The organism is Streptomyces sp. NPDC002817, assembly GCF_053592055.1.
The window spans coordinates 70998-96451 of record NZ_JBSFUY010000032.1 but is presented as its reverse complement, the minus strand read 5'-3'; the positions used below and the strand labels follow the sequence as shown (position 1 = coordinate 96451).

22 protein-coding genes are annotated in these 25454 nt (G+C 71.1%); 9 read left to right on the top strand and 13 right to left on the bottom strand.

Annotated features, from left to right (window positions below; genetic code table 11):
- Nucleotides 1-127 precede the first annotated feature (127 nt).
- Nucleotides 128-1213, top strand: coding sequence for a PP2C family protein-serine/threonine phosphatase (locus tag ACWD3I_RS39420; protein ID WP_365404817.1), 1086 nt, complete (start codon nt 128-130; stop codon nt 1211-1213).
- Here ACWD3I_RS39420 and ACWD3I_RS39415 read toward each other — a convergent pair.
- Complete coding sequence (locus tag ACWD3I_RS39415; RefSeq protein WP_365404814.1) at nt 1200-3431, bottom strand: MMPL family transporter; 2232 nt, start codon at nt 3429-3431, stop codon at nt 1200-1202. The two genes, ACWD3I_RS39420 and ACWD3I_RS39415, sit on opposite strands and share 14 nt — an antisense overlap.
- A 141-nt stretch (nt 3432-3572) precedes the next feature.
- On the opposite strand from ACWD3I_RS39415, the gene ACWD3I_RS39410 reads away from it, so the two are divergent.
- Complete coding sequence (locus ACWD3I_RS39410) at nt 3573-3779, top strand: hypothetical protein (RefSeq protein ID WP_365404811.1); 207 nt, start codon at nt 3573-3575, stop codon at nt 3777-3779.
- Nucleotides 3780-3845: 66 nt separating this feature from the next.
- On the opposite strand, the gene ACWD3I_RS39405 is transcribed toward ACWD3I_RS39410, so the two are convergent.
- Nucleotides 3846-4976 (bottom strand): sulfite oxidase, encoded by a 1131-nt coding sequence (locus tag ACWD3I_RS39405; RefSeq protein ID WP_365404808.1) that lies wholly within the window; start codon nt 4974-4976, stop codon nt 3846-3848.
- A 91-nt stretch (nt 4977-5067) separates the two neighbouring features.
- Here ACWD3I_RS39405 and sthA point away from each other — a divergent pair, with 91 nt between their 5' ends.
- From sthA to ACWD3I_RS39390, 3 genes are all read left to right on the top strand, one after another.
- A complete protein-coding gene (sthA, locus tag ACWD3I_RS39400) occupies nt 5068-6471 on the top strand; it encodes a Si-specific NAD(P)(+) transhydrogenase (RefSeq protein ID WP_365404805.1) in 1404 nt (467 codons plus the stop codon).
- 380 nt (nt 6472-6851) lie between these two features.
- The gene (locus tag ACWD3I_RS39395) at nt 6852-8324 is read left to right on the top strand and encodes an APC family permease (RefSeq protein WP_365404802.1); all 1473 of its coding nucleotides are present in this window, start codon (nt 6852-6854) and stop codon (nt 8322-8324) included.
- A gap of 11 nt (nt 8325-8335) precedes the next feature.
- Nucleotides 8336-9295: a hypothetical protein gene (locus ACWD3I_RS39390; protein WP_365404800.1), complete on the top strand. Its 960-nt coding sequence runs from the start codon at nt 8336-8338 to the stop codon at nt 9293-9295.
- Between the two features lie 33 nt (nt 9296-9328).
- On the opposite strand, the gene prcB is transcribed toward ACWD3I_RS39390, so the two are convergent.
- From prcB to ACWD3I_RS39370, 4 genes are all read right to left on the bottom strand, one after another.
- On the bottom strand, nt 9329-10183 hold the full coding sequence (gene prcB, locus ACWD3I_RS39385) for a proteasome subunit beta (RefSeq protein ID WP_365404797.1): 855 nt from the start codon (nt 10181-10183) through the stop codon (nt 9329-9331).
- A gap of 109 nt (nt 10184-10292) precedes the next feature.
- Entirely contained in the window at nt 10293-11228 is a 936-nt protein-coding gene (locus ACWD3I_RS39380) for a lysylphosphatidylglycerol synthase domain-containing protein (RefSeq protein WP_451084310.1), read from the bottom strand.
- Complete coding sequence (locus tag ACWD3I_RS39375) at nt 11225-12700, bottom strand: hypothetical protein (protein WP_365413287.1); 1476 nt, start codon at nt 12698-12700, stop codon at nt 11225-11227. Before ACWD3I_RS39375 ends, ACWD3I_RS39380 begins: the two co-directional genes overlap by 4 nt.
- Nucleotides 12701-12865: 165 nt before the next feature.
- Nucleotides 12866-13261: a YybH family protein gene (locus ACWD3I_RS39370; protein ID WP_365413285.1), complete on the bottom strand. Its 396-nt coding sequence runs from the start codon at nt 13259-13261 to the stop codon at nt 12866-12868.
- A gap of 84 nt (nt 13262-13345) precedes the next feature.
- Here ACWD3I_RS39370 and ACWD3I_RS39365 point away from each other — a divergent pair, with 84 nt between their 5' ends.
- Nucleotides 13346-14014: a nucleoside/nucleotide kinase family protein gene (locus ACWD3I_RS39365; protein WP_365413283.1), complete on the top strand. Its 669-nt coding sequence runs from the start codon at nt 13346-13348 to the stop codon at nt 14012-14014.
- Here the strand turns inward: ACWD3I_RS39365 and ACWD3I_RS39360 are convergent.
- Nucleotides 13999-14370, bottom strand: a complete 372-nt coding sequence (locus tag ACWD3I_RS39360; protein ID WP_365413281.1) for a winged helix-turn-helix transcriptional regulator — start codon at nt 14368-14370, stop codon at nt 13999-14001. The two genes, ACWD3I_RS39365 and ACWD3I_RS39360, sit on opposite strands and share 16 nt — an antisense overlap.
- Before the next feature lie 97 nt (nt 14371-14467).
- Here ACWD3I_RS39360 and ACWD3I_RS39355 point away from each other — a divergent pair, with 97 nt between their 5' ends.
- Both ACWD3I_RS39355 and ACWD3I_RS39350 read left to right on the top strand, forming a co-directional pair.
- Nucleotides 14468-15313 carry an NAD(P)H-binding protein gene (locus ACWD3I_RS39355; RefSeq protein ID WP_365413279.1) on the top strand — a complete coding sequence of 282 codons (846 nt, stop codon included), beginning with the start codon at nt 14468-14470 and terminating at the stop codon, nt 15311-15313.
- 10 nt (nt 15314-15323) lie between these two features.
- A complete protein-coding gene (locus ACWD3I_RS39350) occupies nt 15324-15914 on the top strand; it encodes a hypothetical protein (RefSeq protein WP_365413277.1) in 591 nt (196 codons plus the stop codon).
- A 1-nt stretch (nt 15915) separates the two neighbouring features.
- Here ACWD3I_RS39350 and ACWD3I_RS39345 read toward each other — a convergent pair whose 3' ends face one another.
- The 6 genes from ACWD3I_RS39345 to ACWD3I_RS39320 form a co-directional block, all read right to left on the bottom strand.
- Nucleotides 15916-17745, bottom strand: a complete 1830-nt coding sequence (locus tag ACWD3I_RS39345) for a hypothetical protein (protein WP_365413275.1) — start codon at nt 17743-17745, stop codon at nt 15916-15918.
- 15 nt (nt 17746-17760) lie between these two features.
- A complete protein-coding gene (locus ACWD3I_RS39340; protein WP_365413273.1) occupies nt 17761-19485 on the bottom strand; it encodes a hypothetical protein in 1725 nt (574 codons plus the stop codon).
- A gap of 2 nt (nt 19486-19487) precedes the next feature.
- The gene (locus ACWD3I_RS39335; RefSeq protein ID WP_365413271.1) at nt 19488-20390 is read right to left on the bottom strand and encodes a carbohydrate ABC transporter permease; all 903 of its coding nucleotides are present in this window, start codon (nt 20388-20390) and stop codon (nt 19488-19490) included.
- Entirely contained in the window at nt 20387-21298 is a 912-nt protein-coding gene (locus ACWD3I_RS39330) for a carbohydrate ABC transporter permease (protein ID WP_365413269.1), read from the bottom strand. The genes ACWD3I_RS39335 and ACWD3I_RS39330 overlap by 4 nt, the downstream gene beginning before the upstream one ends.
- 120 nt (nt 21299-21418) lie before the next feature.
- Nucleotides 21419-22738, bottom strand: coding sequence for an ABC transporter substrate-binding protein (locus ACWD3I_RS39325; protein ID WP_365409668.1), 1320 nt, complete (start codon nt 22736-22738; stop codon nt 21419-21421).
- 276 nt (nt 22739-23014) lie between these two features.
- The gene (locus ACWD3I_RS39320; protein WP_365409671.1) at nt 23015-24145 is read right to left on the bottom strand and encodes an ROK family transcriptional regulator; all 1131 of its coding nucleotides are present in this window, start codon (nt 24143-24145) and stop codon (nt 23015-23017) included.
- Between the two features lie 279 nt (nt 24146-24424).
- Between ACWD3I_RS39320 and ACWD3I_RS39315 the strand changes: the two genes are divergently transcribed.
- Nucleotides 24425-25363: an N-acetylglucosamine kinase gene (locus ACWD3I_RS39315; protein WP_451084309.1), complete on the top strand. Its 939-nt coding sequence runs from the start codon at nt 24425-24427 to the stop codon at nt 25361-25363.
- The last annotated feature ends 91 nt before the right edge of the window (nt 25364-25454 follow it).

Genomic DNA, 25454 nt, shown 5'->3' with positions numbered 1-25454 from the left:
CTGCACGGCACTCGCCTCCTTCCGTCGGTCTCGGGGCGTGACGCGCTCACGCTAGAAGCTCCTGCGGGCGGGCGTCCAGCGAATTTCCCGGCGTGCGCGGCGCACCGGGTCGGAGGACCGTAGAGGCGTGGGAAAGGCGCAGGTCATACGGGACCACCGGGACCGGCGCGGCTGGTTGCACGGCGCGCCGCCGCCCGGCTGGGTGCGAGTGCTGCCCCCCGCCCTGCTCGCGGGGGTGTGCGCGGCGACCCTGGCCAGCCCCGACCCCCTCGACATCGGCTTCCTGCTGGGCGCCATCCCCCCGCTGGCCGTACTGTCCTACGGCCCCGTCGGCACCGCGCTGCTCGGCGCCCTCGTCGTGGGCGTGCTGGTCATCCCGGCGTTCCGGCTCAACGATCCCGGCACCACCGATCTGCTGACCGTCGCCTTCGTCGCCGCGCTGAGCGTGCTGGTGTCCTACGTTCGGAGCCGGCGGGACGCCCAGCTGGTCACCGAACGGGCGGTCGCCGAGGCCGCCCAGCGGGCCGTGGTGCCGCCGCTGCCGGAGCGGGTGGGGCCGGTGGGGTGTGCGGGGCTGTACCGGGCGGCGCAGCGGGGCACGCTCGTCGGTGGTGACTTCTTCGACGTGCGGCTGGGCCCGCACGGTGTGCGTGCGGTGATGGGCGATGTGCAGGGGCACGGGCTGTCGGCCGTCGCGACGGTCGCCTCACTGCTGGGCGCGTTCCGCGAGGCGGTGCTGGACGAGCCGGACCCGGAATCGGTGGCGGCGCGGCTCGACCGCAGGCTGGTGGTGGACTCCGCGGACGTGCCGCACGCCGAGCTGTTCGCCACGGCCGTGGTGCTGGAGTTCTCCGCCGACGCGCGGGCCGTGCGGATCGTGGTGTGCGGGCATCCGGCGCCGCTGCTGTTGCGCGACGGGCGGGTGGCGGAGCTGGAGGTGACGGCGGGCGTGCCGCTGGGGCTGGGTCTTTCCGGGGCCGGCCCGGCGGTGGGGGTCACGGTGCCGTTGCGCGCGGGTGACCGGCTCTTTCTCGCGTCCGACGGTGTCTCCGAGGCACGGGGCACCGACGGTGCCTTCTATCCGCTGCTCGACCGGCTCCCCGGGTTCGCCGATGACGATCCCGCGGTCATGGTGCGTCACGTGTGGCGCGACCTGAGGGGGTACGGGACCGTCCTGGACGATGTGACGATGCTCGTCCTCAGCCCTGCCTGACCTGTTCGTGCTCCCCTTCGGCGTCGATGTGCGGCAGGATCCGGTCCAGCCACCTCGGCGTCCACCAGGCGTGCCGGCCCAGCAGCGTCATGACCGCCGGCACCATGAGCAGTCGGACGACGGTCGCGTCGATCAGCACGCTCACGGCGAGCCCCAGGCCGAGCATCTTGACCACGATGTTGTCGCTGACGATGAACGCCGCGAAGACGCTCACCATGATCAGCGCCGCGCAGGTGATGACCCTCGCGGTGATCTCCAGCGCATGGGCGACCGACGCCTTGGCGTCCCCGGTACGCAGCCAGGCCTCGTGCACCCGGGACAGCAGGAAGATCTCGTAGTCCATGCTCAGCCCGAAGATGATCGCGAACATCATCATCGGGACATAGCTCTCGATGGGCACCTTGCCGGCCACTCCCAGCGCCGGACCGCCCCAGCCCCACTGGAAGACGGCGACGACGACACCGTAGGAAGCGGCGATCGACAGGACGTTGAGGACGGCCGCCTTGATCGCGACGAGCAGACCGCGGAAGACCGCGAGGATGATCAGGAAGGCCAGCGCGACCACGACGCCGATGATCAGGGGCAGTCGGCTGGAGACGATGTCGCGGAAGTCGACCTGGGCCGCGGTCGTGCCGGTGACATAGCCCTGGGCATCGGTGCCGGAGACCGCGGCGGGCAGGGTGTCGTCGATCAGGCGGTTGGTCAGGTCCGTGGTGGCGGCGCTCTGCGGGGACGTCTTGGAGTAGACCGTGCCGATCAGGACGTCGCCGTCCTCGGTGGGCGTCAGCGGGGTGACGGTGGCCGCGCCGGCGACGCCGTCGAGGGTCTTCTGGGCCTGTGAGGTGAGATCGGAGCGGCTGGAGTCCGGTACGGAGGTCTGGTCGATGACGACGGTGAGCGGGCCGTTGGAGCCGGGGCCGAACGCGTCGGTCATCAGGTCGTAGGCGCGCCGGTCGGTGAAGGAGGTGGGGTCCGCGCCGTCGCCGATGTGGCCGAGCTGGATGGAGAACAGCGGGATGGCGAGGACGGCGACGGTTGCCACGCCCGCGGCCAGATAGCGCAGCGGGTGGTGCTCCACGCGGAGCGCGTAACGGTGCCAGGTGCCGTGCGGCTCGGCACCCTCCTCGGCGTCGGTCTCGGCGACGGGGCGGCGCACCCGGTAGCGGTCGATACGGGTGCCGATCAGCCCGAGCATGGCCGGGACCAGGGTGAGCGCGCCGAGCACGGCGGAGACGACCGTCACGGCGGCGGCGACACCGAGTTTGCTGATGAACCCCACACCGGAGGCGGACAGGCCCGCGAGCGCGACGATGACGGTGCAGCCGGAGACGAGCACGGCACGGCCGCTGGTCGCGGTGGCCCGGCCCGCGGCGGTGACCGGGTCGGCGCCGTTCATCAGGAGCTGGCGATGACGGGTGATCAGGAACAGCGCGTAGTCGATGCCGACGCCCAGTCCGATCATCGTGGCCAGGGTCGGCGAGACGGTCGCGAAGGTGAACGCGGCGGCGAGCAGTCCGAGGCAGGCGAGCCCACCGATCACACTGATCAACGCGGTCAGCAGAGGCAGACCCGCGGCGATCACACTGCCGAAGCCGACGAGCAGGACGACGATCGCCACCGCGAAACCGATCAACTCGCTCACCCGGTCGTCGGCGGCGGGCCGCGCCAGCTCGCCGAGCGGTCCGCCGTACTCGACGTCGGCGCCGGCCGACCGCAGCGGCTGCACCGATGTGTCCACCCCGTGCAGGTAGTCGTCACCCAGGGTGGAGGGCTGTACGTCGAAGCGGACCGTGATGTACGCCGTCTTCGCGTCGGAGGACAGCGGCCCGACGGGCGAGGCGGTGGCGGTCAGCGGGTTCTGGACGGCCAGGACGTGCGGGAGCTTCTGCAGGTCACCCACCGTCGTCGACATCTGGGAGTCCAGCGAGGTGAGGGCCTTGCCGCCGTCGTGCACGACGATCTGGCTGCTGTAGCCGCCCGCCGCCGGATCGTGCTTCTTCAGGACGTCCAGGCCCTGTTGGGACTGCACGTCGGGCAGCGAGAAGTTGTCCTCGTACTCCCCGCCGACGGACCGGTTCAGGACCTGCAGAGCGACCAGGGCGACCAGCCAGGCCACGATGACGATCACGAAGTGCCGGGCGCACCACTGGCCCAGCCGTCGCAGTGCCCCCAGGGCTGCGGTCCCCTCGTCCCCTGCGGTACCTCGGGTGGGTGACATGTCCTGGACCTTTGTTCGCTACCCCCATTACACGCCCGCACGATCACCTCGGCATCCCGGGCGCGGCCGCTCCGGATGCACGCGGCGCTCCCCGGGTGAATGGTGATATCGGACCCGATGACGACCCGAGGAGCAGAGATCATGCCGACGTCACAGCCCGACGCGTCCGGGCCGTCCGAGGACCGCACCACCCCGGACGCCCTGCTCCACACCCGCACCGGCACCGAGGTGTCACCCGAGGACCTGGTGCTTGCCACAGGCAGGGACCTCACCCCACGCAACCTGGAGTGGGCCAAGCGCAAGCTGGAGGCCGAGGGACCGGCCGCCATGGAGAAGCTGCTGCCGTAGCGCCTGTCCGGCGGAGCGGCTCTGGCTCCGTCCTTGTCCGGGCCCGGTGCTTTTCGGCCGGGCCCGTCAGTCCGGTGCGTCCTCGTCCAGGCAGAGCACCGGAACCCGCTGTACGAGGTTGTTGGCGAACCCGCCCCGGTTCCAAGGCTGGTCCAGTGGCTGGGTGTGTCCCGCGGCGTCGGTGGCCCGCGCGCTCAGCAGGTGCTCGCCGGGCGTCGCCGTCCAGGTGAGACACCAGCGGCGCCACGCCCAGCGGTGCCCGCCGTCCGGCTCCAGTGCGGTCTCGTGCCAGGTGCGTCCGGCGTCCGCGCTCACCTCGACCCGGGTCACCGGCGCCCGCCCGGACCAGGCGCGCCCCTCCAGCGGGACCTCGCCCGGCCGCACCACCCGGGTCCGTGACATGAAGTCCGGGAAGCCCGGCGGCACCAGCAGGGCGCGCGGCGCGATGCGCGTGACGGGTTCGCCCGGGTCCTCGGGGCGCTCCCGCAGGCGGTAGGCGACGGCCTGCTGGAACCCGGTGAACGGCTCGTCGACGACGGTCACGTCGCGCAGCCACTTCACCTGGGCCATGCCGTACCAGCCGGGCACCACCAGCCGCAGCGGACGGCCGTGCTGCGGCGGCAGCGGGGCACCGTTCATCGCGTACGCCACCAGCACCTCGGGCTCGCTGCCCGTGGCGGCCTCGACGGGCAGGGAGCGCTGGTAGTCCTGCTCGACCCCGCGCTCCACCCCGTGATCGGCGCCGGTGAAGACCACGTCGACGGCGCCGGGCTCGAGGCCGGCCTCCGCCAGCAGCAGCCGCAGCGGCACACCGGTCCACTCGGCGGTGCCGACCGCTTCGACGAGCCAGGGCTGGCTCACCGGCCGGGGCGTCAGCAGGGCCCGCCCGTTGCCGGCGCACTCCAGCGTCACCCGGGTGGTGACCTGGGGGAACGCCCGCAGGTCGGCCAGGTCCAGGCGCAGCGGGCGGCGGACCAGGCCGCCGACGGTGAGCTGCCAGGCGGTGTCGTCGGGGACGTAGGGGATGTCGTAGTGCGTCAGCACGTAGTGCAGGCCCGGCGGGGTGAGGTCGTGGCGCAGGGCTTCGAGCGGCAGTCCGTGGTTGCGGGTGGCGAGGGCGAGTTCGTCCGGGCCGATGCCCTCGTCGGGGCCGGCCAGCCGGGCGGGTGCGCTCGCGTCACCGAGTCGATGACCCATGACACCAGTGTCGCGCGGCGAGCCAACCCTTGCACGGTGTCTGCCGGTTCACCCTTTCGAATCGGGCCCTCGTACTGCCAGACTGCGGAAGGTGCCCGACTTCGACATGCTTGTCATCGGATCCGGTCCGGGTGGCCAGAAGGCCGCCATCGCAGCGGCCAAGCTGGGCCGCCGAGTGGCCATCATCGACCGCCCCGACATGGTCGGCGGGGTCTCCATCCACACCGGCACCATTCCCTCCAAGACGCTGCGCGAGGCGGTGCTCTACCTCACCGGTCTCACCCAGCGCGATCTGTACGGGCAGAGCTACCGGCTGAAGGAGGACATCACCGTCGCCGACCTGACCGCCCGCACCCAGCACGTGGTCGGCCGGGAGGTCGACGTCATCCGCAGCCAGCTCTCCCGCAACCACGTCGCCCTCTACGCCGGAACCGGCCGTTTCGTCGACGCCCACACCGTCGCCCTGCGCGAGGTGACCGGCCATGAACGTCTGCTCAGCGCCGAGCACATCGTCATCGCCACCGGCACCCGGCCCGCCCGGCCGGACACCGTCGAGTTCGACGAGCGGACGATCCTGGATTCGGACAACGTCCTCGCCCTGGAACACGTTCCGCGGTCCATGGTCATCGTGGGCGCGGGGGTCATCGGCATGGAGTACGCGTCCATGTTCGCCGCGCTCGGCAGCAAGATCACCGTGGTCGAGAAACGGGCCGGGATGCTCGACATGTGCGATGTCGAGGTGATCGAGTCGCTCAAGTACCACCTGCGGGACCTCGCCGTGACGTTCCGGTTCGGGGAGACGGTGGCCGCGGTCGAGCGGCACCCCCGGGGCACGCTCACCATTTTGGAGAGCGGCAAGAAGATCCCCGCCGACGCGGTGATGTACTCGGCGGGCCGACAGGGGCTCACCGACGACCTCGATCTCGACAAGGCGGGGCTGGCGGCGGACCGCCGGGGCCGGATCACGGTCGACGAGTTCTACCGCACCGAGGTGCCGCACATCTACGCCGTCGGCGATGTCATCGGCTTCCCGGCGCTGGCCGCGACCTCGATGGAGCAGGGCCGCTCGGCGGCCTACCACGCCTGCGGGGAGACCGTCGGGCGGATGCACCACCTCCAGCCGATCGGCATCTACACCATCCCCGAGATCAGCTTCGTGGGGCGGACGGAGGATCAACTCACCGAGGACAGCGTGCCCTTCGAGGTCGGTATCTCCCGCTACCGCGAACTGGCCCGCGGACAGATCATCGGCGACTCGCACGGCATGCTGAAACTGCTGGTCTCCCCCGAGGACCGCACGCTGCTCGGCGTGCACTGCTTCGGCACGGGCGCCACCGAACTCATCCACATCGGCCAGTCCGTGATGGGCTGCGGCGGCACGGTCGACTATCTCGTCGACGCGGTGTTCAACTACCCGACGCTCGCGGAGTCCTACAAGGTCGCCGCCCTCGACGCCACGAACAAACTCCGCCAGATCGACCGCATCGGGGACTGAAGGAACCCGGCGCCCAGACGCCGACTCGGTCCTCGTCTCGGTCCTCTTCGGTGTCCCGATCCGCGCTTCCCGATCTGCCCTTCCGCACCACGGTTTTCCGTCACCGAGCCTCGACAAAGCCCCTGACCTGCGGCGGAGTTGGATGCGGGAGGTTACCCTCCGGTCAATCTTGAAAGGGGATCCGGTAGGGCTATCATCACTCGCACACACGGTGTGTGACCGTCTGCCGACGCGACGCTGAACGGTGTCCGCCGCCCCCCAATGTGCCGCCACTGGCCGAGGCCATCCCTCTTCGGTCCGAGGCGGGTTCCACCCCCCACCCCTTACGCCGTCGAGGCCTGGTCGTCCTCGCGTCGTGCACGACGGAAAGCAGCTTCAGCATGAGCAACAGCAGGGGCAGAGGGTTGCAGGCCAACGCCCTCGGCACGTTCGACACAGTGGTGATGGCGGTCGCGGGAAGCGCTCCGGCCTACTCGATCGCCGCCACCACCGCCGTCCTCGTCGGCGCCGTGGGTCTCGCCAGCCCGGCCGCACTCCTGTACTGCGCGATCCCGATGCTGGGCATCGCGCTGGCGTTCAGCTATCTCAGCCGCATCGACGTGAACGCGGGCGCCAGTTACTCATGGGTGGGGCGAACTCTCCACCCGTTCCTGGGCTTTCTCAGCGGCTGGGCGCTGGTGGTGTCGGCGACCATCTTCATGGTGGCCGGTTCGCTGCCGGCCGGTTCGATGACGCTCGCCCTGTTCGACGAGGGCCTCGCCGACGACACCGCGCTGTCCACAGTCGTCGGCGCCGCCTGGTTCGTGGCCATGCTGCTGGTCGTGCTCGGCGGCGCCCGGCTCACCGTCCGCGCCCAGCTCCTCATGTCCGGCGTCGAACTCGCGATACTGGCCCTGTTCGCGGTCCTGGCCTTCTTCCACACGGACAACGCCCGCGCCTTCGACTGGTCCTGGTTCGGTTTCGGCCAGTTCGACGGCATGGCCGGCTTCGCGTCCGGTGCGCTGATCGCCGCGTTCTACTACTGGGGCTGGGACGTGACCAGCAACCTCAGCGAGGAGACCCGCAACAGCCGTCGTACGACCGGACTCGCGGGCCTGATCGGGGTCGGCATCGTCTTCCTGCTGTTCGAGGTGTTCACCATCGCGGTGAACGTCGTGCTGTCCTCGACACAGGTCCGGGAGAACGAGGCCAATGTGCTCGCGGTGCTGGGCGAGGAGATCTGGCCGGGCTGGGGCGGCAAGCTGCTGATCGTCGCGGTGATGCTGTCCACCATCGCCACGCTGGAGACCACGCTGATCCAGGTCACACGTTCGCTGTTCGCGATGGGCCGCGACCGTACGATGCCGTCCGCGCTGGGCAAGGTGCACCGCGAGTGGAACACGCCCTGGGTCGCCATCGTCGTGGTCGGCGCGGTGGCGCTGGTGATGTTCATCGCCTCCAACGCGCTCGGCTCGGTGGGCGACATCCTCTCCGACGCGATCTCGGCGATCGGACTGCAGATCGCCGTCTACTACGGTCTGGCGGGCCTCGCGGCCGTCGTCGCCTACCGCAAGATGCTGCTGAAGTCCGCCGCCAACTTCTTCTTCGGCGGCCTGTGGCCGCTGCTGGGCGCCCTGTTCATGTTCTGGATCTTCATCGAGTCGCTGGGCGAGCTCAGCCGGGCCGCGGTCACGATCGGCATCGGCGGACTCGCCGCCGGGGTGATCCCGATGCTCTGGTACTGGAAGAAGGGCAGCGACTACTACCGGCCCGCCAAACTGGACGCCACCCACACCGTCGAGGCGGACTACGTCCCCGCCGGCGCCGTGCCCGCGCAGTCCCGTGCCCACGAGGGTCTCTCCACCGATTTCTGAGGGGTGTGGCGATGACGCGGGATCGCTTCGCTCCCGACTTCGACCCCGACTGCGGGGACGTACCCCTCACCACGGCCCGCCAGGACATCGTCATCGGACGCTGGCAGGGTCTGAGGGAACTGCTGCGGGCGACGGGCCCCGACTGGCCGGTCCGCGGCCACCGGGTCCGGCTGCTCGCCCAGGCCTGCGCGGGCAGTTCGACGGCGGAGTCGTGGCTGGCCGCCGAACCGCACAGCGCCGACGCGCTGGTGCTGCGGGCGGCGACCGAGACGGCCCGGGCGTTCAACCTGGCGATCGCCGCGGGCCGCGGTGTGCCGATCGACCAGCACCGCGTCGACACCGCGGTGATGGCGAGCCTGCAGGCCGCCGACGCGTATCCGGACGACCCCACCCCGTGGATCTCCCTGATCTCCGTGGCACGGCTGTACCCGGCGGGCGTACGGAGGCAGGAACTGGCGCGCTGGTGGGACGAGTTGCACCAGCGCGACCCCTACAGCGTGGAGGGCCATCTCCAGGTGCTGCACTACTACTCGTCCCGCTGGCACGGCACCCACGGCCTGATGTACGACTTCGCCCGCGACGCGGCCGGAGTGGCACCGCCGGGCTGCGCGCTGCCGGTACTGGTGCAGTACGCCCGGGTCGAGGAGTACCGGTTCGCGCTGGACGCGGCCAAGGGCCGGCGGTCATCGGTGGCGCTCGCCCAGCACTGGAGCAACGACGGGGCCGTCAGCGACGTACGCCGCACCTGGCAGCGCTGGATCGCCGGCCGGCCCGAGGCCGCGGTCGCACCCGCCGAGCTGCGTGACCTCAACTACCTGACGCACGCGGCCTGTCACGCGGGCCTCACGGATGTCGCGGGCCCGCTGTTCCGGATGCTGGGGCGGCGGGCCACCCGTACTCCCTGGTCCTACACCGGGGAACCGGACAAGCAGATCGCCAAATGGCGCAAGGAGGTGGGGCTGCGCGCCTGACGCGCTCGCCCCGAGTGGGGCCGGGGCGGTTCGTCAGGGCGTGGCGTTCGGGCCGTCCGGCCGACTGCTGCGCTGCTCGACCATCTCCCGGGTGAGTCGCTCCGTCTCCGATTCGGGCAGCCGCTCGAAGCCGTCCTCGGTGATGACCGAGACGATCGGGAAGATCCGCCGGTTGATGTCGGGTCCGCCGGTCGCGGAGTCGTCGTCCGCCGCGTCCCACAGGGCCTGGAGCGCGGCGAGCGCGGCGTCGCGCCGGGACATGCCCTTGTGGAACAGCTTCTTCAGCGCGCCCCGGGCGTAGGGCGAACCGGAGCCCTCGGCGTGGAAGTCCGTCTTCTCGTACAGGCCGCCGGCGACGTCGAAGCTGAAGATGCGTCCCTTCTCCCCGTCCTCGGCCGTGTGGTCGTAGCCAGTGAGGAGGGGGACGACGGCGAGGCCCTGCATGGCCTGGCCGAGGTTCTGCCGGATCATGCCCGCCAGGCGCCGGGCCTTGGCGTTGAGGGACATCGGTGCGCCCTCGATCTTCTCGAAGTGCGTGAGCTCGACCTGGTACAGCTTCACCATGTCCAGCGCGAGACCGACGGTGCCCGCGAAGGCGACGGCGGTGTGGTCGTCGGCCGGGTGCACCTTCTCCAGGTCGCGCTGGGCGATGAGGTTGCCCATCGTGGCCCTGCGGTCGCCGGCGATCAGCACGCCGTCGCGGTAGGTGAGGGCCAGCACGGTGGTGCCGTGCGGGAACTGGTCGGGGGCGGCGCGCACGCCGTCGGGAAAGGGTCTGCGGGTGGGCAGCAGGGCAGGCCGGTGGGCGGTGAGGAACTCGGTGAAGGACGCGCTCCCCGGAGTGAAGAACTCCTCCCCCAGCCGTCCGCCGTGCTCGCTCTCCGTCATGACGTTCCCCCTCGTGTCCCCGGTCCGACATCCGAGTCCTACCTGAAGCGGATGGACGGGAAACACCCGGCCCGGATCACAACTCACGCCTAGGACGCACCTGTTGTGCTCACAAGGCCTTGCGTCGCACCAGCACGCCGAGCACCAGCAGGCCCGGCACCAGGGGCAGCCACACGGTCAGGAGCCGGTAGCCGAGTACGGCGGAGGCGGCCGCGGCGGGCGGGGCCCCTGCGGTGGTGAGGGCGAAGGCCAGGGCGGCGTCGAGGGAACCGAGCCCGCCTGGGGTGGGCAGCAGGGCGGCGGCGCTGCTGGCGGCGAGATAGAGCAGCGCCACCCGGGCCGGCGGCAGGGAGAGCGCGACGGCCTGCGTGACGGCGATCAGGACGAGGGCGTGCAGGGCGGCGAAGGCCAGCGAACCGCCCCACAGAGCGGCTGCCCGGGGCGGGTTGGCGTGCACGGCCCTGATGTCGGCGGCGACGGCGGCCAGGGCGCGCCGGCACCGGGACCACGCCAGCACGGCCGCCACACAGACGGTGGCGGCGAGGAGGGCGACGAGGATCGCTCCGGACAGCTGCGGGAACCGCAGCACACCCGGGCAGGCCAGCGCGAGCGCCACGATCAGGACGACCCGCACCACTCCGGCGGCGGTGCCCTTGACGGCGAGGGCGGTCGCCGCGCGGCCGGCCGGCAGCCCGCAGCGCATGAGGAAGCGCAGGTTGACCGCGCCGGCGCCGAGCCCGGCGGGCAGCAGATGGTTGGCGGCGGAGGCGGCGAACTGCGCTGCCACGAGCCGCCCTTGGGGAAGGCGCCGGACGACCGCGCCCTGCTGGGCGAGCGCCGCGCAGACCCAGGTCGCGGCGGCGGCCGTGCCGCCCACCAGCAGCCAGCCCTGGTCGGCGACGGCGAGCCGCACGGCCCCGCGCTCGAGAACCGGCCAGTGCCGCTGGGCGAGGCAGACCGTGCCCACCAGGACGACGAGGGTGAGTGCGGTGTGCCAGTAGACGCGTCTTCGACCGGGGGCGACGACGACCGGTTCGGACGTCATGGGCCACCGTCCTCCCCCGCGGGTCCGATCCGTACCTGGAGCCCGTCGATCCGGTACGCGGTCCAGTCGCGGGCGTACCCGGCCGGGCCGCCGTGTGCCGGCACGAGGTGGGCGACCGGGATCCGGCGGGCGGTGTCCTGGATCTCCGCCGCCGTGGAGTTGGTGTTGGGCCCGCTGACCGCCGCGGAGGAGCAGCCGGTGTAGTAGGCGATGGGGAGCGCCTCCTCTCCGGTGAGCAGACAGGGCGGCCGGATGCCCAGGCGGTGCAGGTCGGCCGCGGTGCGCTCCCAGGCCAGCCGGTCGGCGGTGCTGCGGCTGACGGTGCGGTCCAGGACCGCGTACTGCACGGCCAGGTGCCCGGCCAGCCCGAGCGCGACCAGGGTCGTGGCCACCGGTCGCCACTTGCCGCCCGGTGCGGTGACCAGGTGGAGCAGCCCGTCGGCGACCGGGATGGCCAGCAGCGCGTAGACGGGCAGGAGGAAGCGGGGGGCCGCGTAGCCGATCAGGAACAGGTACGGGAAGGCCGCCGACGCGGCGCAGGCCAGCGTGACGAGCGTGCGTGCGGTGCGCCCGGCCCGGACGGCGACGACGAGACCGAGGAGGGCGAGCAGCGGAAGGACGTACCACCACGCGGTGATCGCGGGGTGGGGCATCGAACCGGTGCACGGCCGGCACAGGGTGCGCCCGACGAGGCTGCGCATCTGGTCGTCGACGGCGAGGTTCCAGCCGAGTCCGCCCTGGATGCGGGAGCCGTCGTGCAGCCGCTGCGCCAGACCGCCGTAACTGACGTACGCCTCCACCACCCACTGGGCGGCGCCGAGGAGGGCTCCCGCGAGGAGGGCGACGAGCAGCCGCCAGTGGCGTAGGGCCACCGCGAGGGCGAGGAGGGGCAGGGTCACCCAGACGGCGTCGGTGGGCCGCATGAGCGCCATGAGGGCGGCACCCGCCGCGACACCCCACAGGTTGGCCGGGGCGCGCAGGAAGGAGCCGACGCAGACCAGCGCGCCGATCGCCACCCAGTAGTTGGGCATGGCCTGCGGGCCGTAGTAGACCGTCACCCACAGGGAGGCGAAGAGTGCCCCGGCGCCGGCGAGGACCCGGGCCGGGAAGACCCCCCGCCAGACGCGCAGGGCGAGGTAGAGGCCGATGCCGGACAGCACGGCCAGGTAGACGCGCAGCAGTGAGGTGGACGTCGACCAGGACGCGATGGGTGACACCAGCAGCGAGATGCCACGCGCCCGTGGTGCGCTGAAGTAGGAGGGTGGCGCCTGGGCACTGACCTGGCTGACGTAGACGGTCTCGTCCCAGCCGAGGCCCATCCAAGGGCGTACGAGGACCAACTGGGCGAGGACGAACGCAGCGGCCACCACGGCGAGCAGCACGTCACCGTGCCTCCGCCGGGCCGCACCGGGCACGGTCGCCGTGTCGCGCCGTCGCACACTCACGAGCGTCGCGTTCGCGCCGTGCACCATCGTCCACCCCTTACCCCTACGCGTTGCAGGGTTGCCGAGACCCCACCGCCATGAGCTGGGGAAATAGAGAAAACACGGACAAACTAACCCGCGTCCGGTCTGTGCGCAGCGCGAAGTTCGGCCAGGTGCCTGATATTTCGTCCGATTATCGGCACAACCGTTGCGTCAGTCGTGCGGGAACGAGTGGTGCTCGTGGGCGACGAGCCAGCGCCCGTCCTGTTTGCGCAGCCCGAACGTCAGGCGCAGCCGGAGGCCGGGGTGTTCGGCGAGTTCCTCGGGGGTGGCGCAGCGCAGGAGCGCGTGGGCGTAGCCGACCTCGGGGCCGGCGGTGACGTCGAGGTACTCGATGTCGAAGCAGGCGCCCTGGGCCTGCCAGGCGAAGAAGGGCGGCCAGGCGGCGCTGTACGCGGCCAGTCCGTGGATGCCGTGGTGGGGCGGCGGGACGTCGTACATGACGATGTCCTCGGCATGGTCGGCCACCACACCGTCGAGGTCGCCCCGGTGGACGGCGTCGGCCCAGTTCGTGATCAGGGCGCGGATCTGTGCGGCGTCGTCGGGCACGGTGGCGGCTCCCTCCTGTGTCCCCTCGCCATCCTCCCTGTCGCCCTGGGTCCCCGCGCGGCGGTGGGTGACACACTCTGCGGTGTGCCGCTGACATTCGACGACCTGCTCATCCGCGCCCGGGCCCTCGCGCGGGGCGACCGGCGCGCGATCCTCGGCATCGCGGGCAGCCCCGGCGCGGGCAAGACGACACTCGCCGAGACCCTGGTGCGGGAACTCGACGCGGGCGGGGAGCCATGGGTCGCGCACGTCCCCATGGACGGCTTCCACCTCGCCGACGGGGAACTGGACCGGCTCGGACTCCGTGACCGCAAGGGCGCGCCGGACACCTTCGACGCGGCGGGATACGCGGCGCTGCTGCGGCGGCTGCGCGCGGAGGACGAGGAGGACGGTGCCGTCGTGTACGCGCCCGGCTTCGAGCGGGTGATGGAGCAGCCGATCGCGGGCGCCGTGCCGGTGCCGCCGACGGCCCGCCTGGTGGTGACCGAGGGCAACTACCTGCTGCTGGACACGGGCGCCTGGGTACGGGTGCGGCAGCAGCTGGACGAGGTGTGGTTCTGCGAGCTGGACGAACAGGAGCGGCTCCGACGGCTGGTGGCCCGGCACGAGCGGTTCGGCAAGGAGCACGACGAGGCCGTGGCCTGGGTGCTGCGCACGGACCAGCGCAACGCCGACCTGGTCACGGCGACCCGCGACCGGGCGGACCTGGTCGTTCCCACCCGGGCCCTGGAGCGCCGTCAGGCAAGGTCGTAGGCGCACCTCGCCCGCTCGACCTCGTCGAGGTGGTCGGCGGACCACTCGGCGAGGTGCGCGAAGAGCGGGGCGAGGCTGCGGCCCAGCTCGCTGATCTCGTACTCGACCCTGGGCGGAACCTCGGCGTGATACGTGCGCACGACCAGCCCGTCCCGCTCCAACTGCCGCAGCCGCTGGGTGAGGACCTTCGGCGTGATCTTGGTGATGCGCCGCTCCAGCTCGACGAAGCGCTGCCGTCCGTGCGCGTGCAGACTCCACAGGATCGGGGTGGTCCAGCGGCTGAACACGATGTCCACGACCGGGCCGATGGGACAGGCGAGTGCGGGGTCGGTCGTCACCTCGACCTTCATACGCATCCCTCCGGGATAGTCACTATCCTCTAGGTACCTACTATACCCACGCTGTTAGCGTCCCTTCATCGGCAACAAAGCCGATTTCACAGGGGAGTTACTCATGATCGTGGTGACGGGGGCGACGGGCAACGTCGGCCGGGAGCTCGTTCGGGCGCTGGCCGAATCCGGTGCCGAGGCAATCGCAACATCCCGGCAGATCACGTCCGCCGACGTTCCGGACGGTGTACGACACCGACCGGCGGACTTGGTCGACCCGGAGAGCCTGCGCCCCGTGTTCGACGGCGCGGACGCACTGTTCCTGCAGAACGGGGGTCCCAGCGCCCATCTGCTCGATGTCCCGCACCTCTTGGACGTCGCCAAGGCCGGCGGGGTCGAGCGGGTCGTCCTGTTGTCGTCGCAGGGGGTCGTGACCCGCCCGGAGTCGGACTCGCACGGAGGCCTCGGGCACGCCATCGAGGAGGCCGTACGGCAGTCGGGCCTGGACTGGACGTTCCTGCGCCCGGGCGGCTTCCACTCCAACGCGTTCGCCTGGGCCGGGTCCGTGCGCGAACGACGCACCGTTGCCGCGCCGTTCGGTGACGTCGGACTGCCCACGGTCGACCCGGCCGACATCGCGGCAGTGGCCGCGGTGACGCTGCGCTCTACCGAACATGCCGGGCAGGTCTACGAGTTGACCGGCCCGGCCCGCGTCACTCCCCGACAGCAGGCCGCGGCCCTCGGCGAGGCACTGGGCGAGCCGATCGGGTTCGTCGAGTGGAGCCGTGACGAGGCCCGCGCGCAGATGCTGGGGTTCATGCCCGAGCCCGTGGTGGACACCACCCTCGCCATCCTGGGCGCCCCCACCCCTGCGGAACTGCGCGTCAGCCCCGACATCGAGCGCGTCACCGGCCGCACCCCGGGCACGTTCGCGGACTGGGCGCGACGCCACGCCGCCATGTTCCGGTAGGACTTACCGCATGGGGTTGGACATCACCGTGCTCGCCGTCGACTGGGAGCGGCTCGAGGCGACACCGTTCGCGGAACGGCTCGGGCTGCTCGAGGACGCGGCGCTTCCCGAGGACGAGATCGACTGGGACGCGGAGCCACGGAAGGGCTGGGTGTTCCCGGCGGCGTCGAACGTGCCGTGGTGCGGGCGGTACGAGTTCCACAGCACCACCGGCTCGTACAAGGCGCACTTCTGGGCGGGACACGCCTGGGAGGACGTACGGGACTTCGCCGGCCCAGCGCTGCGGGAGCAACTGAACGCCTTCCTGGGCCCGTTGCTCTGGGACGAGGACGACACCGGCCTCTTCCCGGCCGACCCCGATCCTCGGCGCCCCGAACTGCTGCTCGTCTGTCCCCCGCCGACCGTCTCCGCGCTGGCTGTCCACTGGGCCCTGGCGGAACCGCTGTTGGAGAGCCTGCGCGAGCCGTTCGCCGCGCACGCAGCATCTCCGGGACGGTGGATCGAGGACTTCGACGAGTTCTCGGTACTGCTGCGCGAGTGGGCGGTGGTGGTGGGCGAGGCCGACCAGCGGGGCTGGGGGCTGGTCGGCCTGCCGCTGTGATTCAGAGGTGCAGCGTCAGCTCCGGTTCGCCGTGGGCGTCGCCCGCGATGTCACCGATCACGGCGGTGAACGCCTCGGTCCGGACCGTCAGGCCCTCGGTGCCCTGCTCGACCGTGGCCGTGAACGTGCCGCCGGGGCCGTAGCGCACCGCGAAGACATGCAGGTCATCAGGGGCGTCCGGGACCGGGTCGGCCTCCAGGGCCGTCGAGGAGACCAGGTGGCTCCAGCCCTCGTCGGGGTCGCCGTAGCCGCGGGGGTCGGCGGCGAGCGCGAAGGCGGCCTGCTGCTGGGTGGTCTCCGAGCGGGCGTCGAAGTGGTCGGCGCCCTCCGACTGCGGGTGGGTCAGCCGGAGTTCGCCGACGGAGGCGACCTGGGCCTCGGCGGTCCGGCGGACCCGGTCGCCGTCGTCCGTGGCGTACGGCATCCCGGCGAGCAGATACGGCGTGCCGGGCAGGCGTTCCACGGCGACCGTCACCCACAGGCTCGTGCCGTCGGTGACGTACAGGGACCGCACGTGCCGCAGGACGTGGTCGCGGCCGACGACCGGCTTGGTGACCAGCTTGGCCGCGAGGCCCTCGGCACGGACGTCGCGGACCCGCACCTCGCCCATCGGGCGGCAGAACACGAAGCCGTCGACGACCGGGCCGTACCCGTGCTGACGGTCGACGGCGGCGGGCAGGTGGTACGTGCCGTCCGCCTCGATCACCGACGGCGTCATGTGGCCGTCGAAGGCCACCGACACGGTTCCCGCCCGGAGTTGATGACGGACGGGGGCGGCCGACGGCGTTCGGTGCCAGCGCGTCGTGTCCTCGATCTGCCAGACCAGCATCCACGCGAAGTGCCCGTCGACCCCGCCGTCCGCCTTCACCGCATGCCGGGCCCAGCGGCTGTCGCCCCGGTAGCGGCCCAGGTCGGAGCCGATCCGGTCACCGAAGTAGCGCAGGCCCAGGACCGACTCGAACGCGGAGTGCTGCTCGCTGTAGCGGGGGCCGCCGTTGTCGAAGCCGCCACCCGTCAGACGGGCGTCGATGTAGCGGGCGAGGGCGTCGCCGTCCTCCGCGAAGATCTCCTCGCCGCTGACCCGATGGGCCTGGGCGAGGAAGGACAGGGAGATCGGGCCGTAGTTGTTGTCGTAGGCGCCACCGTGCTCGGGGGGCAGCAGGGCGCCGCGGTCGCGGACCCGGTGGGCGCGGATCCTGTCGACGTACAGGTCCACGGCGCGCCCGCGGACCGACTCCCGTTCCGGGGACGGCAGATGGCTTGCCAGCATCAGCCCGCCCACGATGCAGCCGATCGCCTGGTTGCCCGCTTCCTGCGGGTTGAAGAACGTCGCCTCGGTCAGCCAGCGCCAGTAGCCGCGGGCCACCTCGACCAGCTCGACGCGCTGTGCGTCGTCGACGAGACCGTCCGCGGCGTCCAGCAGATTGACGGCCTGGAGCAGCGCCCACACCGTGCTGGGCCAGTCACCGATGGGGTGTGCGCCCGCCGCCAGGGTGTAACGGGCGTACGGCAGACCGGAGTTGCGGACCCTCAGGTTCGGATAGCCGGGGTTGTCCTCGACGTACACCCGCTCGCGCAGATGGAAGGCGAGGCTGCGGCGCACCGCCTCCGGCAGCCGCGGGTCCTTGGTGCGCTGCCAGGCGAGCGCGAGGAGCGAGGTGATGCCGAGTGAGGTGTCGCCGATGTCGTCGACGCAGTCGGGGTGTTCGAGGTTGCCCTCCGGCGTGAGCCGGGCGAGGGCCTGCTCGACGACGTCGGCGAGGACGGCGTCGTACGCCTCCGGGGTGTCCGGGAGGTCGTGCAGCGGGCCGCGCTGGTGGAGGAGGTGCACGGGTGGATCAGCCCTTCATGCCTGAGATGTGGCGCGCAGTGTGAGGGTCAGTGTCTGCGGTCCGTGCCCACCGAGGTAGACGCGGTTCCCGGTCGTCGCGTCGGTGCCGCCGACCACGGTGTAGTCCTGCCCCGGGTCGTAGCGCAGTACGTCGGTCCGGTCCGGTCCCGCGAGCGGTTCGCCCGTCTCGACGGCGGCCTCGACCCGGATCTCGTCGTCGCCGACGCGGTAGGTCAACGGCTCGGTCGTCATGGCCCAGCTTCCGTCGCCGAGCGGTACGGCGCCCTGCGGCTCGCCGCCCGGCCGGAAGGTCAGTTCGAGGGCCCAGGGCACTGATGGGCCGCTGATGTCGATCCGCAGGTCGGCCCCGTCCTCCCGCAGGTCGACCTCGACCCGGGTCGTGTGGGAGACCTCGTCCTGAGGGCGGTCGGGGAAGGCCATCGCCGCGGAGAAGCGGCCCTCGTCCACCAGGCGGTAGGCGCCGTCGTCGCGCCTCCGGTCCTTCGGGAGCGGCTGGTAGTAGGCGGTTGTGAGGGTTTGGGTGAGCCGGTACCGGTTGTCGGCGAGCTGTTCCATGTCGGCGGCACGGAACGGGCCCAGGTCGAAGAACACCCGCGAGAGGCGGACCGCGTCGAGGACGGCGGCACCGGCGAACAGGCGCAGGAAGGTGGGGTTGCAGGCGAGGCCCGAGCGGATGCGCCGGTGCTCGGGCACGTCGGAGCCGCCGTACACCACGGTGTGCGCGGTGGCCGAGACGTGTGCGGCGAGGCGTGCGGTGGGGAGGTACCGGTCGCTCGGGAGCTTCTCCGCGTCCGGGGCCGGCAGGGCGCGGCACAGATCCGGGGTGAGGAGGGTCTGGGCGAGCAGGTCGGGGTCGTCGATGCCGTCGGCGGCCGCCAGACGGGCCGCGCGTGCGAAGTCGCCCCGGCCGGTGCGGATCGCGAGCAGCCGGTAGTGCGGCAGGTAGGGCCACAGCGCGAACGAGAGCCTCTGGTCCTGGCGGCGCGAGTGGACGGTCTCCACCGTGCCGTCCGGCCTGATCAGGTCCAGGGTCGCGGCGAGGTTGCGTTCGACGGCGTCCAGCAGGTCGGTACGCCCGAGCACCTCGGCCAGCAACAGCAGCGCCGGGTTGGTCACGATGGACGCGTAGACGGCGCTGCGTTCCGAGTACAGGCCCTCCGTGTCGATGTCGACGCCCTCGGCGAGCCACTCCTCGACGCGGTCGAGCAGCCGGTCGTCGGGGAACGACCGGTGCAGACGGGCGAGCGCCGCGGACAGCTCCCAGCGGTGGTTCGGGGTGTGCACGCCGCCGGTGAGGAGACGGCCGGTGGCGGCGTCGGCGATCTCGGCGAGCGCCTCCGTGACCTCGCGCAGTTCCGGACCCGCGCCTGCGGCGAGGACGTGCGCGTCGCACACGTCGTTGACGGTGAACGCGGAGTCCGGGGGTGACTGCACGTTGTCGCCGCCCGCGAAGAGGCCGGAGGCCGTCTGCGCGGCCCGCAGGGCACGGAGGTGGGTCATCGCGGCGGCGACGGCCCAGCCGCTGCCGTGCAGGGTCGAGTCCGGGGAACGGTACGCCGCGATCAGGGTCTTCACCCGGCGGGCCAGCACGCGGTGGGGCACGTCGACGGGTTCCACGTCCGGGTCGGCCGCCAGCAGGCAGGCCGCCAGCGGGGCGGCCTGCCGGTCGGCCGCGCGGGCCACCGCGCGGCCGAACTCGTGGTCGAGCGGGACGGGCAAGATCAGTCCTTCAGTCCGGCGTTGATGTCGGCGTTCATGACGTACTTCTGGAACACCAGGAAGACGACGATCAGCGGGATCATGGAGATGACCGAACCGCCCAGCAGCACCGACCAGTTGATGTTCTGCGCACCGACGAGGCTCTGGATGCCGATCTGCACGGTGAACTTGTCGGGGTCGTTCAGCATCAGCAGCGGCCAGATGTAGTCGTTCCACCGCCACTGGAACGACAGGATGGCGAGCGTCAGCATGATGGGCCGGGAGAGCGGCACCATGATCCTCAGGAAGATCGACAGCTCCTTCGCGCCGTCGATACGGGCGGCCTCGATGAGTTCGTCGGGGACCGTCAGGAAGAACTGGCGGAACATGAAGCAGCCGGTCGCGGTGAGCAGGGCCGGGAGGATGATGCCGGAGAGCGAGTTGTAGAAGCCGAGGTCGCGGACCACCAGGAACAGCGGGGCGAGCATGACCTCGGCCGGCAGCATCGTGGTGGCCAGGATGCAGACGAAGAAGGCCTTGAGCCATTTGTTGTCGTACTTGGCCAGCGCGTACCCGGTGCAGCAGCTGACTCCCACCGTGAGGATCGTCGCGATCACACACACGAGGGTCGTGTTGATGAAGTACTGGGCGAAGTTGGCGCTTGCCCACGCTTCCTTGTATCCCGACACGGTGGGGTTGTCCGGGAACACCGTCAGCGGAAGGGAGAACAGGTCTCCCGCCGGCTTGAAGGAGCTGAGGACGAACCACAGCACCGGAATCCCGTAGAGGCCCGCCATGAACCACAGCAGAGTCGTCGGGGCAATCGCGCGCCGAAGCCCGCCGGTTGCCGAGCCACGGGGCCTCTTCTTGGAGACGGCCCGTACGGAGTCGGCGTCGGCCTTGCGCGGCATGTCTGTGGTTGTCATCGGTTCTCCACCCGCCGGTTGACCATCATCTGGATGGCCGCGACGCCCATCAGGATGAGCATGAGCACGAACGACGCGGCGCTCGCGTAGCCGATCTGGCCGGACTTGAAGCCGGTCTGGTAGATGTACTGGACCAGCAGGTTGTTCGACGTTCCGGGTCCGCCGTTGTTGAGGGAGGCGAACACCGCGTATTCCTTCATCGCGTGGATCGTGTTGAGCAGGATGACGATGAAGGACGTGGGCGCGATGCTCGGCAGGGTGATACTGAAGAACTGGCGCCACGGGCCGGCGCCGTCGAGCGCCGCCGCCTCGTAGTACGACGTCGGTACGTTCTTGATCGCCGCGATGAACAGCAGCATCGAGAAGCCCGTCCAGGCCCAGGCCGCCGCCACCACGACCACGATCAGCGACAGGTCCGCGTTCGACTGCCAGGGAACGGCGCTTCCGCCGACCTTCTCGATGACGTAGTTGACCAGTCCGAAGTTCTCACCGAACAGCCACCGCCACAGGACACCCACGATGATGGGCGACAGCAGCCACGGGATGAAGAAGAAGATGCGGGCGACCGACGCGCCCTTGGCGTGCTTGCTCACCAGCAGGTTGGCGATGAGCAGCGAGAGCACGAAGTTCAGTGGCACGAAGAGCACGGTGTACAGCAGCGTGCGGATCAGCGCGTCGTAGAACGTGGAGTCCCCGGCCAGGTTCTGGTAGTTGTCCAGTCCGATGAACTGGAACGCCCCCACGCCTGTGTAGTTCGTGAAGGAGTAGACCAGCCCGATCACCGCCGGCCAGACGAAGAACAGCGCGAACAGCACGACGTTGGCCGCGATGAGGACGAGCGGCGCGACGGTGTACTTGCTGCGGCTCCTGGGCGGGCTCACGGACACGTCCGAGGCGCGTTTTGTCATCTTCCTGACTCCGTGCTGGTGGATTGGATTGCGGTGGGCTCACGCCATGAGCCCGGCATCACATGGGTGGCCGGCGGCCGGGCGGCGGCGTGTCGACGCCGCCCGGCCGCCGGCCCACGATCAGCCGCCGACCTGCTGGTTGTAGCCGGCCACGATGTTCTCCAGGGCCTTGTCGGCCGACTGCTCACCGTTGATCGCCTTGCCGATCTCCGCCTTGGTCGGGTCGTCGGCGAGGCTCTTGCCCTTCAGCACCCAGTTCGTCTGGGCCTTGTTGAAGTAGCCGGAGATCGGGTCGTAGAGCGGGATCGACTCGTTGTAGAGCTTGAACGCCGCCTGCGCCGCCTCGGACTTGAAGGGGTACGTCGGGTTCAGACCGGTCTCGACCGGCAGGAAGCCGGACGCCTCGCACAGCGCCTGGTAGTGGGCCGGCTCGTACAGCCAGGACAGGAACTTCTTCGCGGCGGCGGCCGCGTCGGCGTTGTTGTTGAAGCCCACCGTCATGCCGCCGCTGTTGACGTCACTGGCCTGGACCGGCTGGGCCGGGGTCGGGACGCTCGCCCACTCGAACTTCGTGATGCTGTCCGCGAAGGAGGCGACCTGCCACACGCCGGACCAGTAGGCGACGACGTCACCGCTCTGGAACATGGCCGACGGGTCGGCGCCGCTGGTCCACACCGACTTCGGCATGACCTTGTCGTCGTTCCATCCGACGAAGGTGTTCACGGCCTTCTTGGTCGCCGCGTCCACCGAGAACTTGCCGGAGTCGTCGGCGTGGACGTACTGCCCGCCCTTCTCGTACACCATGGCGCGCAGCCGGGACGGCGACTGGTCGAAGGTCAGGGAGTACTTGGCGTCGGTCTTCTCCCGGACCTCGTTCGCCGCCTTGATGAACTCGTCCCACGTCCAGGTCTTGTCGGGCGAGGTCGGGTAGTCGACGCCGGCCTTCTCGAAGAGCGACTTGTTGATGAACATGCCGGACGCGGTGACGTCCGAGGGGATGGACAGCGCCTTCCCGGACGAGTCCTTGGCGACGAAGTTGGCGTTGATCTTGTTCGTCTTGTTGTCGGCGATCTCGCTGAGGTCGATCAGCTTGTTCGACCAGATCGGGTCCAGCGCCGGCACGGCCGCCACGTCGGGCAGCGAGTTCGCCTGCGCGGAGTTGCGCAGCTTCGTCGCGTAGCCGTCGTAGGGGATGTTGACGAGCTTGACCTTGACGCCGGTTTCCTTCTCGTACGCCGCCACCGACTTCTTCCAGCCCGCGTCCTGCCCCGGAACCGTGGAGATCCAGAACGTCAGCGACTTGGAGGTACCGCCCGAGTCGGAGCCTCCTCCGCAGGCGGTGAGCAGCAGGGCGCCGGCCGAAGCCACGGCAGCGAGGGGAACCATGCGGCGCATGCCGCGGCCGAGTCGGCTGGAGCGCCGCACACCTACATTGGTCATCTTCGATCCCTTTTTTCGTCGCAGGGGACGGAGCACGGCGCCGATCAAGGCGGCACGGGTGCATCTTGCAGGAGAAGTCGCTCTCCGGGGGCGCGGCCTCGCCCGGCCGCGTCATCCTGACGGGCGAGGATCCCCGGCCTGTGGCCGTCACCGCACGGGCACGCCCTCGTGCGGTTGCCGTACCTCTGAGTACGGGCGGGACGCTCGCTCCAAGCCGGCGTCCCGGCCGACTTAGAAAGCGCTTGTCCGGACATTGGCAGACCAAGCCGGAACCCGTCAATCCTTGGCCCGCGCCACATCGGTCACGGTTTGGACTCCCCGGGCGACGGCGAGCCGGGAGGCACCCACGACGGTGCCGAGATCACCCACCGTGCTGCTCACCACCTCGGTGGGCCAGCTCAGCCGCGCCATCTCGGCCCGCACCCCCGACAGGAGCTGGGGATCGGCGCCGGTGCTGCCGCCCAGCACGATCAGCCCGGGGTCCAGTACGGCGGTCACCGCGGCGGCCAGGCGGCCGATGTCGGCGGCGTGGCGGTCCACGACCGTACGGGCCGCCGCACGGCCCTCCTGGGCCAGCGCGAAGAGCTCGTCGGGGGTGCGCGGGCAGGGCCCGTCGGCCTCCGGCCAGGCGTCGGCGGCCCGGCGTACCAGCGAGCGGGCGCCGATGTACTCCTCCAGGGCCTCCTGGCGGGGCTCCACGCCGTCGTCCCAGGGGTAGGGCAGCCGGGCGAGCTCACCGGCCGCCCCGTTGGCCCCGCGCAGCACCTGGCCGCCGACGACGATGCCGAGACCGATACCGACACCGATCCGCAGATAGCCGAAGGAGGCGCGGCCGCGGGCGGCGCCCTCGTGCAGCTCGGCCAGCGCGGCGCAATTGACGTTGTTCTCCAGATGGACCGGGACGCCCTTCGGCAGAGCGACGGCCATGGCGTCGAAGACGGGCCCGGCCTTGGCGGTGGCGGGGCGGGCTCCCGCGCCGTCCTGCTCCGCGGCGACGTCACCGACGGCGACGACGATGGAGCGCAGCGGAGCGCCGTCGGGCAGCGCGAAGACGGCCTCGCGCACGACGTCGGCGGCCTCGTCCCGGGAGCCGGTGGCCTGGGCGAGCAGGGTGCCGTCCAGGGCGCAGCCGCGCACCCGGGTGAGGGCGGGGCCGAGATCGACGGCGAGCACCGCTCCGGCGGCCGGTCCCAGGCCGTATACGGCGGCTGAGCGGCCGGTGGCGCCGGAGGCGGTGCCGGAGTGGGCGGCGAGGCGGGCGCTCTCGAGTTCCGCGACGGCGGAGGACACCGTCGGCTTCGACAGGCCCGCCAGGCTCGCGAGCTGCGGGCGGGTAGCCGTGCCGGCCTGTGCCAGCACGGCGAACACAGCGCTGGCGCTCTCGGTCAGACGGGGGGCTTCCGCCACGTCGTGTTCCACAGTTCTCCCACGGAGGTCGAGCGCCGCGCCCCGGGTCGAAGCGTCTTCACGGGGTGCGGCGATGGGATGCCATGACGTCACGCGTTCCCGCCCCGCAGCGGCCCTGCGGTGGTCGAGTGCGCGATTTCTCTTGACGCACTGTACTTCGTTAGTTAACTTCCTAACGAACGTCACGGTACTCGCCTGCCGTGGTCCGTCAGAGGCCCGTCCCGGGGCTTCCCTAGTTTTCAACTGCCCTTCCTCCGGCACGGTTTCGCCCGCCGTCGCATGCTTCAGCGCACCGACGAAAGAGGATCCGTGCAGGACGCCACACTTTCCGGCCCGCTCGTGGTCGGTATCGACGTGGGCGGCACCAAGACGCATCTGCGCGCCTTCGCGGGCGACACCCCGGTCGCCGATCACGTCCGCTCCAGCAGCGGCTGGCGGCCGCACGACCCCGTGACCGCCGCCGGCTGGCTCGCCACGCTGGCCGCCGACGCCCTGCCGACGGGCGCCCGCCCGTCCGCTCTGGCGGTCGGCGGGCATGCCTGCGAGACCCCTCGCCAGTGCGCTCAGATCCGCACCGCCCTGCAACTCCACTTCGACGCGCCCGCGCTGGTCGTGGGCGACGCCGAACTCCTCGTGCCCGCAGCGGGCCTGGACAAGGGGGTCGGCCTGGTGGCCGGTACCGGTTCGGTCGCGGTGGGCCGCTTCCCCGACGGACGCCCCGCCCAGGTCGGCGGCTGGGGTGCGGTCCTCGGCGACGAGGGCGGCGCCGCCGGACTCGTCCGTGAGGCCGCACGCGCCGTCTGGGCGGCCCATGACCGCGGCGAGGAGCCCGACGCGCTCGCGCACGGTCTCGTCGCCTCCTTCGAGGTCGCCGAAGTCCCCGCGATCGGGGCGGCGATGGAAGCCGCCAAGGACATCTCCGCCGAGTGGGGCCGGCACGCCCCGGCCGTGTTCGCCGCCGCCGAGGCGGGCTCACCGCTCGCCCTCGCGGTCATCGAGGAGGGCGGCCGGTCGCTGGCCGCCCTCGTCGGGCGACTCGCCGCACGCGGAGTCGCGGTGGACGACGTGGTGGTCGCGGGCAGTACCGTCCTCGCCCAGCCCGTCCTCTACGACGCCTTCACCTCCGCCCTCTCGGACAGGGTGCCCGCAGCCAGGCCACAGCCCCTGCGGGTACCGCCGGTCGAGGGGGCGGTGACGCTGGCGCGTTCACTTCTGTGACACCCGCCGGACGCCGGGCCCGCCCCCGTCCGACACAACTCGCCCGTAGATCTTCGCTCGTAAGCCTCATGGGGCACCTCGCGGCTCGCTC

What these genes read in the sequence shown, in the direction of transcription:
- ACWD3I_RS39415 (WP_365404814.1), bottom strand. Translation starts at nt 3,431, where the DNA reads ATGTCACCCACCCGAGGTACCGCAGGGGACGAGGGGACCGCAGCCCTG.
- ACWD3I_RS39410 (WP_365404811.1), top strand. Translation starts at nt 3,573, where the DNA reads ATGCCGACGTCACAGCCCGACGCGTCCGGGCCGTCCGAGGACCGCACC.
- ACWD3I_RS39405 (WP_365404808.1), bottom strand. Translation starts at nt 4,976, where the DNA reads ATGGGTCATCGACTCGGTGACGCGAGCGCACCCGCCCGGCTGGCCGGC.
- ACWD3I_RS39395 (WP_365404802.1), top strand. Translation starts at nt 6,852, where the DNA reads ATGAGCAACAGCAGGGGCAGAGGGTTGCAGGCCAACGCCCTCGGCACG.
- ACWD3I_RS39390 (WP_365404800.1), top strand. Translation starts at nt 8,336, where the DNA reads ATGACGCGGGATCGCTTCGCTCCCGACTTCGACCCCGACTGCGGGGAC.
- prcB (WP_365404797.1), bottom strand. Translation starts at nt 10,183, where the DNA reads ATGACGGAGAGCGAGCACGGCGGACGGCTGGGGGAGGAGTTCTTCACT.
- ACWD3I_RS39380 (WP_451084310.1), bottom strand. Translation starts at nt 11,228, where the DNA reads ATGACGTCCGAACCGGTCGTCGTCGCCCCCGGTCGAAGACGCGTCTAC.
- ACWD3I_RS39375 (WP_365413287.1), bottom strand. Translation starts at nt 12,700, where the DNA reads ATGGTGCACGGCGCGAACGCGACGCTCGTGAGTGTGCGACGGCGCGAC.
- ACWD3I_RS39360 (WP_365413281.1), bottom strand. Translation starts at nt 14,370, where the DNA reads ATGCGTATGAAGGTCGAGGTGACGACCGACCCCGCACTCGCCTGTCCC.
- ACWD3I_RS39355 (WP_365413279.1), top strand. Translation starts at nt 14,468, where the DNA reads ATGATCGTGGTGACGGGGGCGACGGGCAACGTCGGCCGGGAGCTCGTT.
- ACWD3I_RS39350 (WP_365413277.1), top strand. Translation starts at nt 15,324, where the DNA reads ATGGGGTTGGACATCACCGTGCTCGCCGTCGACTGGGAGCGGCTCGAG.
- ACWD3I_RS39335 (WP_365413271.1), bottom strand. Translation starts at nt 20,390, where the DNA reads ATGACAACCACAGACATGCCGCGCAAGGCCGACGCCGACTCCGTACGG.
- ACWD3I_RS39330 (WP_365413269.1), bottom strand. Translation starts at nt 21,298, where the DNA reads ATGACAAAACGCGCCTCGGACGTGTCCGTGAGCCCGCCCAGGAGCCGC.
- ACWD3I_RS39325 (WP_365409668.1), bottom strand. Translation starts at nt 22,738, where the DNA reads ATGACCAATGTAGGTGTGCGGCGCTCCAGCCGACTCGGCCGCGGCATG.
- ACWD3I_RS39315 (WP_451084309.1), top strand. Translation starts at nt 24,425, where the DNA reads ATGCTTCAGCGCACCGACGAAAGAGGATCCGTGCAGGACGCCACACTT.